This is a genomic window from Psittacicella hinzii (assembly GCF_003585885.1).
Classification (GTDB): domain Bacteria; phylum Pseudomonadota; class Gammaproteobacteria; order Enterobacterales; family Psittacicellaceae; genus Psittacicella.
This window is the reverse complement of the sequence record NZ_NRHC01000043.1, coordinates 56,386-68,668: the sequence shown is the minus strand read 5'-3', so window position 1 is coordinate 68,668 and position 12,283 is coordinate 56,386. Positions and strand designations below refer to the sequence as shown.

The 12,283-nt window shown below is 33.7% G+C and carries 8 protein-coding genes; all 8 read left to right on the top strand.

All coding sequences use genetic code 11. From position 1 onward, the window contains the following. The first annotated feature begins 878 nt into the window (after positions 1-878). On the top strand, positions 879-1,943 hold the full coding sequence (locus CKF54_RS04140) for a hypothetical protein (protein WP_119525060.1): 1,065 nt from the start codon (positions 879-881) through the stop codon (positions 1,941-1,943). 12 nt (positions 1,944-1,955) lie between these two features. Then, complete coding sequence (locus CKF54_RS04135; protein ID WP_119525058.1) at positions 1,956-3,182, top strand: hypothetical protein; 1,227 nt, start codon at positions 1,956-1,958, stop codon at positions 3,180-3,182. An 88-nt stretch (positions 3,183-3,270) separates the two neighbouring features. Continuing rightward, positions 3,271-5,874 (top strand): hypothetical protein, encoded by a 2,604-nt coding sequence (locus tag CKF54_RS04130; RefSeq protein ID WP_119525056.1) that lies wholly within the window; start codon positions 3,271-3,273, stop codon positions 5,872-5,874. A gap of 6 nt (positions 5,875-5,880) precedes the next feature. Continuing rightward, the gene (locus tag CKF54_RS04125; RefSeq protein WP_119525054.1) at positions 5,881-7,920 is read left to right on the top strand and encodes a hypothetical protein; all 2,040 of its coding nucleotides are present in this window, start codon (positions 5,881-5,883) and stop codon (positions 7,918-7,920) included. A 374-nt stretch (positions 7,921-8,294) separates the two neighbouring features. Beyond that, on the top strand, positions 8,295-8,747 hold the full coding sequence (locus CKF54_RS04120) for a hypothetical protein (RefSeq protein WP_119525052.1): 453 nt from the start codon (positions 8,295-8,297) through the stop codon (positions 8,745-8,747). Positions 8,748-8,768: 21 nt separating this feature from the next. Then, positions 8,769-9,689 (top strand): hypothetical protein, encoded by a 921-nt coding sequence (locus CKF54_RS04115; RefSeq protein WP_119525051.1) that lies wholly within the window; start codon positions 8,769-8,771, stop codon positions 9,687-9,689. Positions 9,690-9,780: 91 nt separating this feature from the next. Continuing rightward, positions 9,781-11,277 (top strand): BspA family leucine-rich repeat surface protein, encoded by a 1,497-nt coding sequence (locus tag CKF54_RS04110; RefSeq protein ID WP_119525049.1) that lies wholly within the window; start codon positions 9,781-9,783, stop codon positions 11,275-11,277. Positions 11,278-11,367: 90 nt separating this feature from the next. Continuing rightward, positions 11,368-12,240 (top strand): BspA family leucine-rich repeat surface protein, encoded by an 873-nt coding sequence (locus tag CKF54_RS04105; protein WP_119525047.1) that lies wholly within the window; start codon positions 11,368-11,370, stop codon positions 12,238-12,240. Positions 12,241-12,283: the final 43 nt, after the last annotated feature.

Below are 12,283 nucleotides of genomic sequence, written 5' to 3'. Positions count from 1 at the left end.
AGAAGGGCAGTCTGCCCTGCTAGAAATCGACGTAACCTAATGTTATTTAGTAATTTATTTAGGAGAAAATGATCAATTTCGGGAATCCCTATATTTAAGTCCGGAGTTCCTTAAATCTAGGGTTCCTTAAATCTAGGGTTCCTTAGCTCCCTAGCTCATGGTCTCCTAGGCTCTTGAGGCTCTTGGGCTCTTGAGGCTCTTGGGCTCCTAGGTATCAAATTATCCCCTTAACTTCCTTTACTCTTCTTACACCTCTTGCCAAGAAACCTCTCCTTACTCCATTTTTACCTTGGTACTTAGTAACATTTCAGCATTTCCTCTAGTTAAATTCTAGAGCTAACTTGGCATATTTCATAACTGTAAATCATAGGTAACCTTATCCCCACAACTGTAAAACAAGTAAATTTCTCATAAAAAAGCTCTAATTTTACTACCTCGTAACAAGGGGTTAAAGCTACTGATGATCTTCTGCTTACTATTTTGTAATATTTGAAAAATAACCATAAAAATCTTTAAATGAACCAACAAATATTCCTTTTTTGAATGCAAAAATATTGCCAAAACTTTCTTAATACCACACTATAAGGTAAGTTATTACCGTTTCAGATAAAAATAAAGTAACCTAAATATCAACAATTTCGGGGGGGGGGTATAGATAACTGCATATAACCCCTATATTTTTGTGCGATCTTTGTATATACTCTATTTATTAAAGATTATTTTTTCGAGAATATCTTTAAAAATTCCATACTTACTCTTTTATAAACTAAGCACTGCTTCGTTTTACAGTTTACTTTTAATTTTTAAATTAAGAAGCAAAAATGCTCTAGGGCCTATGTGCCGTTTAAACTTTTCAAACAGAGATTAGATTCAAAACTATGGCAAGTAAAAATAAATTTCAGCGTACGCAACGTGTTCCTGGCTGGATTCATATTGCGCTAATTATTCTGCTATCAATCAGTTTTTATGCTACAGGTGAAGGTTATTCAGCTGTCTTACCAGCATTTGCTTCATATGCTTTTGCTTTAGCGGTGATTATTCTTATCTATGCTTCAACTATTGATTTAGGTAATCGTATTATCCGTAATCAAAGTATCGGGCGTCCAGTGATCTTTATTGTTCTCGCTAGTTTAATTACTTTTAGCGGTAACTTTAATGCTTTCTTCACAAAATTCCAAACAGAAACAATTTATCGTCAAGAGTTAACTCTTCACAAAAACGAACTTAATGAGCTACAAAGCAATACTACTAAAGCTATCGCGACTATTATTGCTCCTGAAGTAGCATTAGAGAATGAAGTTAACAAACTTTACAAACAACTTGAAACTCAAGTACTAGACCCACAACGTAGTGGTTTTGGTCAACGTGCTAAAGCTCTATTAGCTGAGATTAGCAATACTTTAGGTCAACCTCTAACTGAGTTATCAACTACTAAACCACAAGTAGCTTTAGACGGTTATAAAAAACAAATCGATGAAATCTTAAAAGCTCGTAAAAACGATACAGCTTACCGCTTAGCGTTAAACTTAGCTGCTACAGTTACTCAAGAAACAAAAGAGCAAATTGAACAAATCGATAGCGTTCTATTAAGTGGTTCAAGCAAACGTATTAAAGACGAAGGTTATGGTTTAATCCAAAAATCAGTTGACGTTTACAATAAATTACGTACTGATGTAGATACTTTTGTTAATGACAAAAAACTATTCAACATGCAACCAACAACCTTTGCTGCAGAAGAGATTGGTAAAATCGACTACTCATTAAAAACAGGTTTCCGTGATTACCTATCAACTTCACTGTTTATTACTTTCTTTAGCTTCTTTATTGACTTAGCGGCAGCTCTTTACCTGATCTTTATGTTCAGAAGTAAAATCCAAAGCTTAACTGAAGAAGATCATATTGCCCAATACCAAAAAACTAAAGGTCGTTCTAGCTTAGATTAAGGGACTTAAAGTATGAGTGATAAAGATAATAAAAATTTATTTGATGATTTTGGGTCGAATTACTCTTCGACACAAACTTCAAGCAGTGATTTTAGTTTTGGTGAAAACATCTTTGGGGATAGCTCGTCTTCCTCAAAGAGTCCTGACTTTAGTAGTAACTTTGGATCGTCTTTTGACAACAGCTCATTTTCAAGTAGCTCAAGTTCAACGTCTAGTTCAAACATCGATCTTGAAAGCTTTTTAAATGGTAATACAGATCTTTCTGGCAATACCGATTCTGATCGTAACCAACCAAAACGTTCTGAGACTAAAGACGCTAAAACTATTTTAAGTCGTACCGAATACTTAAAACGTTTAAGTGAACTTAATAAAGACGCAGAGCACAAAAACTACGTTCTAATCTTTGGTTCACCAAATACTGGTAAAACTTTCTTCATGTCGAACATCATTAACTATGCTATGTCAAAGTTAAACGCTAATGTTCGTCTTGCAGTTACCGCTTCAAGTGAATCTCAACAATTATTCAACCAGTTCTTAGAGTCATACAACAATCCGTATGCTGAAAAGTACAAACTAGCACGTACCTCTACTACTGAAATCTTTGAATTCCCTGTAGAGATTGAACCTAAGAACCGTAAAAAACCAACAGTTGAATTTACCTTTGTTGACGTTTCAGGGGAAAACTTTGAAAAAGCTTATAAATCTCCTTTAGGTGCTGATGACTACCGTGGAGAGATCCCTGATTCTGTACGTGTAATCTTAGATTCTTACGTAAATAAATTCTTCTTGTTCCTATGGGATCCAACTTTTGATACCAAGGAAAATGCAGAACGTGCTCCACAAGTTGGGGTAATCCAAGCATTCTTTGATCAAATCTGTTCGATCCAAAATCGTAATGGACAAAACTACAACAAACTATTAATTATTTCTAAGTCAGACTTAATCCCAGAAAAGATCAAAGCTCAATATGGCTATGACTCACGTCTATTCTTAGAAGACTCCACTGTAACTGAACGTCGTGCTATCTCGACTTTTACTAAAAACTTCTTCTCTGAAAACGAACATACTAACTCTTGCATCTTCTACTCGGCAGGTAAAAATGTTGGAGATATGTTTGAAGAGAACCACGAAAGTGCGGAAAAAGTTTTTAAATGGCTATACCAAAGAGCTACTGGAGTGTCTATCGTTGATCGCCCTACTTTTGGTGATCGCCTAAGACGTTGGTTTGCTGGAGAATAATCTCTAACTAATTTTTAGGCAACTTAGGAAAAGTTGCCTTTCTTTTTACTTTAGTCTTGGCATAAACTCTCTCTTGCAAGGTTTTATAATGGCAGATGTTCTATATAACCTCGGAGCTTTTGGGACTCCCAATGGCTTTGACATCAATTCAAAATACCCTGAACAACTCAAAAAGCAAATAGTTGAACACCTAGACCTCCCACTTATTGGCAAACTCTTGCCTAATCCAAAAGTAACCCCAGATCCAGCAATCTATACCCTTTCTTCGTTCTCGTTTAACGAAAAGATTTACTTTGGAATAACTCTTTTTAACTCTATTAAACAAATCCAAGGAAATCGTCCTGGTAACTTTTATGGTAGTTTTTTCTGTTGCCAAGGCAGTCTTGCGGGAGCAAGTTACCGCAAAGCATTCTATGCTTTAGAAAAGATTAGCGCTGCTTTCCTTGAACAAGAAATTGTCGTTGGGGAACGTTATGCCTCTAACCTTAAAAGCCTTGATCTTAATCAACTAAATCAAGAGCTCTTTACTAACTACCAGTTAAACCAAACTACCTACGCTAGCTCTTTAAAGAGCAATGTGCAACACAAGCTAGTTATTTTGCTTAACGAACAAGCTTCAATTGAAGAGCGTTGTATTACCCTCGCAAACCTCAGCCAAGCTCTAGAAATAAGTAATGCGCTAAATATTTTTCCTCTAATTATTTTGACCGCAAACCAAGAAGTAATTACGGAAATTAAAAACCATGATAAAGGATATCTCCTTGTCCACCAAGATACTATTCTTCAAGGTTTAAAACGCGAAGGAAATAGTGGGAACTTCTTTAGCTACATCCAGTCTTTTATTGAAGACCTAACCAAAAGAAGCATGCTTTCTTTAGTTAGTGAAACTAAGAGCAAAGCAGAAAAACTTATTGAGGAAAAAGATGCTTTTTGTAAAGCAGCTTTAGAAAAATCTCAAGAACTCCTCAATGAAGAAAAAGCTAAGTTTGAGAAGTTACAAAATAACTTCAACAATCAACTTGATCGAGGAATTAAAGAAGCTTTACGCTTACAAAATGAGGATTTTGAGCGTAAGTTAGACAAAGAGAGACAAAGCTTAAAGAAAAGTCAGCAAGCTTTACATAATGCGGAAAAATCTCTTAGTGAAGTGCGTGATCAAGTCGCAAACAAATTACGCGTATCTAACGATACTATTCAAGCCTTACAAAAAGAAAAGGATAAAGGTGCTCAAGAGCTCAACAACTGCAAAAAAATTAACGAGCAATTAACTCGTAGCTACCAAGAAGTAAAAAATAAACTTGATCGTCTTGAAAGTACTCATCAAGAAGAAATACAAAAACTAAAAAACTCTTATAAAAACTTTGACGATATCCTGACTAAACTCAATCAAGAAAACACTGGGCTTAAAAAAGAACTTGAACATAAAGGAATTGAGCTCAATGAACACAAACGTGAACTTGAGAAACAGTTTAGAGATAAAAAGGATCGTGAAGTAGAGCAAATTAAAAGTTATTTTAATGAACGCTCTAGTGAGTTACGTAACTCTTTTGAGGCACAGCTTCGTCAGCAAGAGCACAATCATGAAAAGCAACTCAAAGCTAAAGAAGCAAATATCTACACTATTGAGCAACGCATCAATCACCTCACTACAGCTTTAAGTGAGCTTGAGAAAAAACACAAAGCGTTAATCAAAGAGCAAGAAGAAAGCATCAAACAAAGAAAACGTACTATTGAAGATTTCCAAGCTAGCCGTCAACAGATAGTAACCCTCAATAGTCGTATTGAAAGCTTACAAAAAGAAAATCACATTCTTAGTGTTGACAAACAAGCAGCCTCCAAAGAGCTGTTACAGAGCAAAAAAGAAGTTGAGAGCTTAAAGTCTCTACTGCACAATCACAAATCTAACTCTGACTTAGAAAACAAAAAGTTAAGAGAGAAGATTACTCGCTATAAAGATGAACTTCGTCAAGCACTAGGACGAGTACCTACTTTAACCGCACAACCTAGTACGACACCACCAAGTGTTGAAGAGCCAACTCTTGATAGCGCTTATACCTATGTTCTTGCTCTTGCAAATAAAAGTCAAGAAGCTAAAGCTTTTGATTTAACTAAGTTTAATAGCAATCCAGAAGCAAAAAACTTTTTTACTAAAGTTGAACAAACTCTACTTTCAGGTAACTACGATAGTAGACAAGTACAAGAAAAACTTTTTGGGCGTTTAAACTTTGCGAGTGAACTTCCTGGGGTTTTAGCTCAAGTAAACCGTACGTTTACTTTTACCCATGGTTTAGCTAACGCTGATCTTGGTTACTACTTCAATCAAGTACCTAAGAAAAACCAATTTTTACAGGCTTTAGCTTTAAATAGCTACTTTACATTTAAAGATTTTATCACGGTTGACGTGCTTACCCAGTTAGAGGGAGATAGCAGTGATCAACTGGCAATGCGTAAGCAAATAGAGCAAGCACTCGTTGCCTCAGATTATGGTAAAAAGATCTTACCTCTGTTAAATCAATTACCTGAATCTAATTTAAAGCGTTTAATTTCTAGCTCTCCAGGGCAAATTTTTACTGCGATTAGTGAGAAAAGTAAAAATGTAGAAAATGACAGCCAAGCATTCTACTTATACCGTGCTCATTGTGCCCTTAGCTTATTAAACCTATTTATCAACATCCACAAGAATTTACAATAATTTTTTATGTCGACATCAAATATTTTTAGAAATTTTAACTGGGGTTTTAATGTTGCTAACCAAGGACATCAGATTCTTGTAGATGATGATTTTCGTTCTTTTATTAGCAATAACGCTAATTTAGAAATCAAATCTAACATGGACGCTCCACCACAAAATAATATTACTAAGCTACTAGCCGATCCAAATCGTCTAGCTAGTAAAGGTTTTTTACGTGTGAGTGTTAAGCTAGCGCCTTACGCAACTAAACAAGAACCTACAAGTAAAATCATTGAATATAAAGATGTACGTTACTTCCTAGGTATCTACCAACCTACTTTACAAACAGAAGGTGATCGTCCAGGTAACTACGGTGGTTCATTTATCTTTACCAAACCTAATATCAAGTTAAACAATGAAGTTGCTAACGACCTTATCTTACGTCAACTGTATGAGTTCAATAACTTCTTACGTGAAAAACTTGTAAAAGAAGACAATGGTAAAGATCGTTTTACCGGTAACCTCTCACAACTTGCAGGTTTACCAAGCGAAGAATTTGCAACTAAACTTGAGCAACTTGATAGTCTATTTGATCGTATCAAGCAAACTGAAATTGGCGTAATGGCTGATTTAAGTCAAAGTAAACTACTTAACTCTTGGCCAGCAGGAAAACCATTAATTGTTGACGCTAGTCAAGACAATAATGCAATTGCTCGTGCGCTAGCTGTACTTGTGAACTCTGATCTAATGTTCAAGTTCCAAGAAGTGTACTTTGTTTTTGACCAAGCTGCCTTTACCGATTATGTTGATGGTCCACGTGTACCAATTAATGTATTAACCTCTACTTTAGTTGGTGAAACTTTTGTTGAGAACAAGAAAAAAACTATTGCCTTAGGGGTTAGCTTAAATCGCTTAGATCAAGAAAGAAAAGAAGAAATTAAAAACCTTAACGCTAACGCCTCGCAACAAATTGCAGAGCGTGATAGCAAGATCAATGATCTAACTGAGAAAAATAGCACGCAAAGTTTAAACATCCAACGTCTTGAACAGACAAAAGCAGAACTTGAAGCATTAAGTAAACAAAATCAAAACACTATTGAGCTGCAAGAAAATAAATTTGCTTCTTTAAATAAAAATTACAGACTCATATTAAATAAACTTGCCGAAGTACAAATCGCAGCTGCTGAAAAGCAAGATATTTTTGCCGTTCAAGAAGCTTTTACAAAGCTAGAGGCTTTTGTTGTTGATGGTAAATTTAACGAGAAAGACTTGTTAAATAAACTTGAACAAGAGCATAGATCTTTTGAGCAAAGTAAAAAAGAGCTTGAACAAGCCAAATATAAGCTTGAACAAAATATAAGCCGATTTACTGCTCAAAATAATTTTATCCAAGTGCTATCTGATAAAAATATTATCCGAAGCAAAACTGATCCAAAGCTTAATGATATAGAAAACTACATTGAAGAACAAAGTAAAGGATCTGCTGGCATTGTAGACCTAATTCTGAGTTTTATCATTGGGGTTTTAATTACAGCATTAGCATTTTTAGCTTACTGGTTCTTCTTTATGGATCAAGGCTCTAGTCCAAAAACTACAACTTCTTCAACTGAACAAGTTAGTCAAGTACAAGAAATCAAAAACCTTGAGACTCCAGCTGTACAAAAGCATACTTTAGACAAGAATACGGTCGACGAATTCAAAAGAAATTATGCGGATTTCGAACAAAACAAAGAAAAACTACTAGCTTTTAGTTTCCCTGGGGATAAGGAATATAACCTAACTGATTTTAAAGCAAGAGTAAATGCTGTCTACAACCAACTTACAAAAATAAAAAATAGCATCTCTAGTGTTGCTGAAGATGGTCTTAGTATGACACCAACAAGTGAGCTTGTTGATGATAACCAGCTACTAGAAATTTATTCAGCATTACATACTTTAAACGATGGTTCATTATTTGATCGTACAAAATATATGGATCCACAAGGTGCAAGTTCTAAAACTATAAATCAAGTTAAAGATCAGTTAGAAAGCTTAGAGAGATTACTAAACACTGCTCTTTCTAATTAAGAAATTGAATAGCAATTAACTAGTTATTGATCAAATCTTCTAAATTCTCATTAGGGTAAATCAACCCTTACCTCTAATGCAGTAAACAAAGTTTAGTTAAAGAGCTCCTATAGCTCTTTAACTAGCTTTTTATTTACCCATAGTAATGGTTTTAACTCTTTTTATTTACCTCAGGTAAAGTTTTACGATCTTTATTGAGATAAGAGAGATAAAAACTTAAGAGTCCTCCATACAATTAAGACTTATCCATAAAATTAAGAGTTATCCGTAAAAAATCTTAGGTCTGCTAACCTTAATTTAATTGCCCTAGTTAACCGTTTAAAGTTAAAACAAAAACTTTTCTCTAAATTACCATTACCATATGGATGGTTTATATGAAATCCCAGATAGATCAGCTTGAACATGCTTATGAGCAAATCCAACAAGCTACTCAACAACAATACCATGAACTTTGTCAACAATACTTTCAAGCTACGCAAAGATTTACCCAGCTAGCTAACAAAGTTAATTTAAAAGTTCCACCGGTAAATCAAGACAAAGACAATCTTTTACAAGAGCTAACGCAAACTGAACGCCAGTTTGCACAGCACCAACAGGAGATCGTACAAAGAGCTTCTAACCTAGAATCATCTCCTGCGACAAACACCAAAGTTCGTGAACTCCAAACTTTACTTTCACAATATCATTTACCAAATGATAATCCTGAAAAACTTATAGCTACTCTAAAGCAACACAAGCTTATTAGAAAAAGAACCTTTATTACTGCGGGGATAATTATTATCCTAGGATTTTTCTTAGCCTTTATGCTTTCGGCTTTATTGTTCTAACTTTTATCTTCAAACTAAACTATGACACAATCTGTCTCGACAATTCAACAAGATTTAGAAAAGCTCTATACTCATATCTATGAGATTAAAACTTCATTACAAGCTGTAGTGGAACGTACAAACAGCTCTACCGATCTCACTAGCTCAACAAGTTCAATTAACTCAACAAAATCATCTAATTCTACTTTAACTGCAAAAGAGCAAAATGAGTTAGAAACTCTTATTGAAGAAAGCTTAAATGAATTTAATCAACTTTTACTTCTAAGCAAAGTAAACAATAAACATAACTCTGACTTAATTGATACTTTAGTACGTAGTCACTTAGCAGAGAAGAAAGAACTAGCTCTAGCTACCAAGAACGTAGATGAGTTAAAAGAAACAATCAAGCAGTTAAATGCTGAAATCTATGACCTAAAAATGAGAACTGAAGAGTTATCTCGTGATTATGTCAAGCAAATGCTTGTAGAGCAAACCCCACAAACTTCATCTGCAGACAAAGAAAAAATCACTCTACTTGAAAAACAACTAGCATATGAACAGGCTAAGGTTAAAGATTTAATGCAAAAAATCATATTTCTAACCTCAAAACATAATGGTTTAGCTGTAAGTACTGAGAAAGCTGAAAGTATTGAGAAAGATAAGCAAGTTGCTACTGCAGATGTAGCCAAAGTTGAAGAAGATACAGCAGCTGATACAAGTTCTCATACAACAGAAACAACAAAACCAAGAGTTGAGCAACAGCTTTCAGAACAAAATACAGAAACTGCATCTCAAAAAGACGACTCTGTAATTAATAGTGCGCAGCAATCTTCTACACAATCTGAAGAAGAAAAAACTCAATCAGCTGTAGAGAGCGCTAATGACGAAAGTAACCAACGTGTTGGCAAGATATTACTTCTTATAATATTTGCTATATTCTTATTTGGAATAATTTATTCGTAGTATAAACGTTCTCCTTACTATTAGTTAACTTGGGGATAATTTTCTTAATAACAAAATTCTCCTTTTATAGTAAGCAATTTTTTAACCTAACATGATCCACTCAGAGCAAATTTATCAACATCTTGATCTTCTTTTAGAAAGAAATAAAGCTCTTCGAAATCAAATTAAAGATCCAACTAATACTTCGTTAACTACTCAAGAGAAAGTTGAGATCTTAGAGAATTTAATTCTTTTTGAAGACAAAGTCGAGAACTTTAAAGAACAATACCAGCAAAAAACTAAAATCTTTACTGCAGGTTTTGGAGAAAAGTTTCGTACGATTGTAGAAAACACTACCAAGATCTTGCAAAAGAAGCAAGATAAAACCTTAGTAGCAGAATTTAAAGATCTGTTACAACCACAAAATGAATTTTATACAAAGTACCTAGAGCAATTAAGACAGCTTAACGAGGCACAACTTGAAAATGAGTATGCCAAGGATACTGTAACTAAACAAGAACAAAGAGTTGCAAAAGTTCAAGAAATTCTGAAAGAGCAAAAGTTCAATCTTGAAGATTTTACTGAATTAAATAAACAGTTTAAAAGAACAACTAAGCATATAAAGCGAAGAGGCTTGTTTATGCTAGGTTTATTTACCACAAGTACTTTGCTTAGTCTCTTTATTACTAACCCAATATATAAAAAGTTAGCTAAAGCTTACAACACCTACACTGATGTATATTACGACTCCTCTTTAGGTTCATTATATGGTAAAGACATTGCAAATATGGGCAAGACCTTTGTCTTTACAGATAAATTTATTTTGAGAGAGTTTATCAAAAACTATGTTTCTCAATTTGAAAATGAGCCAGATAAGATCATTGACTTGAATTTTATTGATGTTTCAAATATCACAGATTTAAGTTATGTATTAGCTGGAGAATTTGATGTACTCAGATCCTCTGAATTCGATCAATTAGGTATTTATTACAGTGATGGGGAAAAGAAAATTAAATACTATTACCTATCAGGTTTTGGTTATATACATTGTTTAGCAGATCAACAATACATTCCTAAAAAAATTGATATCTCTAAATGGAATGTTAGCAATGTACAGAATCTAAACATGACATTTATTTGTGGGGGATATGAGCCTGATGTTAGCAACTGGGACGTCGCTAATTTAAAAGAAATGCAATATACTTTTGCGCTTCACCCTACATTCAATAGTGATCTATCAAAATGGAATGTAAGTAATGTTACTACAATGAGAGGGGCTTTTGATAGTGCTACTAAATTTAACCAAGACATATCTAATTGGAATGTCGGTAATGTTAGAGACATGTCTTACATGTTCTACTCTGCTGTAGAGTTTAATGCTGACATTAGTCGCTGGAATGTAAGCAAAGTACAAAATACCTTCGCTATGTTTATGGGTGCGCGTAGCTTTAAACAAGATTTAAATACTTGGGATATAGCTTCATTACGTAATTCTTTTGCAATGTTCAAATCTTCGGCAATGAGCTTTAATGAAGTTTATAGCTGGAAAGATAAACTTTCATTCAAAAATTACAATGAATTATTTATTAATGAAGTAATTAATAAATAACTATCTTTATTAAACTTTGGTTTATTAATACTCACCATAGACTTAAACTACCTTAATTTAAAACTCTCATCAACTACTTAATCTATACGTATGGCAACAAAAATCAAAACTATAGTTACCACTGTAGCAGTTACCCTAGCTTTATCTGCAGGCGGATTATATGCTTATGATAAAGCTAGTAACGTTTACACAGATGCTACTTATGATTCTTCCCTTGGTGAATTGTATGGGAAAAATCTTGCTTATACCGGAAAGAAATTTGTATTTACCTCTAGTAGTTCTTTAAAGAAATTTATTGAAGCTTACGTCAAATACCACGGTAATAAAAAAGCTAGTCTTGATCTAAATTTTATCGATACTTCTAAATTAACTGATTTAAATTTTGTTTTCGCAGGAGATTATTCTCAAATTACTGAAAAGGAATATGAAGCTCTTACAAAAGAGGAACAATCTTCTTATTCTGATTTTGGAGAATTAGGCTTTTTAAAATGTGATAGAAGTAAAAAGCAACAAATATATAACATAGACATTTCATTATGGGATTTAAGTAAAGTAGAAAAGTTAAATGGTACTTTTATGTGCCAGAGATTCTTTATCAATCTTAGTCAATTAGATGTATCAAATGTAAAAGAAATGCAAGCTACTTTTGCTTTTAACTTACTTGTTCCTGAAGGAATTAATTATTGGGATGTTGGCAATGTAACAAATACGTCTTACATGTTTAAAATGACCTTAAATACAAGTAATAGTATAGAAAGTTGGAATGTTTCTAAACTAGAACATGCAGACTATATGTTTAGCTCAAGTTTATTTTTTGATCAGAATTTAAATGACTGGAATCTATCTTCTTTAAAAAGTGCAAAAGGTATCTTTTCTCTTACATCTATGAAAGAAAGTAACTACCAAACTTGGAAAGCTAAAATTTCCCCTAATATATACAAAAGTTTATTCAAATTCCAGTAAATCTCACATAATTACAATAACAAAAATAAGACAGAATAATGGT

Coding starts and splice junctions, on each gene's coding strand:
- CKF54_RS04140 (WP_119525060.1), top strand. CDS start 879: ATGGCAAGTAAAAATAAATTTCAGCGTACGCAACGTGTTCCTGGCTGG.
- CKF54_RS04135 (WP_119525058.1), top strand. CDS start 1,956: ATGAGTGATAAAGATAATAAAAATTTATTTGATGATTTTGGGTCGAAT.
- CKF54_RS04130 (WP_119525056.1), top strand. CDS start 3,271: ATGGCAGATGTTCTATATAACCTCGGAGCTTTTGGGACTCCCAATGGC.
- CKF54_RS04125 (WP_119525054.1), top strand. CDS start 5,881: ATGTCGACATCAAATATTTTTAGAAATTTTAACTGGGGTTTTAATGTT.
- CKF54_RS04120 (WP_119525052.1), top strand. CDS start 8,295: ATGAAATCCCAGATAGATCAGCTTGAACATGCTTATGAGCAAATCCAA.
- CKF54_RS04115 (WP_119525051.1), top strand. CDS start 8,769: ATGACACAATCTGTCTCGACAATTCAACAAGATTTAGAAAAGCTCTAT.
- CKF54_RS04110 (WP_119525049.1), top strand. CDS start 9,781: ATGATCCACTCAGAGCAAATTTATCAACATCTTGATCTTCTTTTAGAA.
- CKF54_RS04105 (WP_119525047.1), top strand. CDS start 11,368: ATGGCAACAAAAATCAAAACTATAGTTACCACTGTAGCAGTTACCCTA.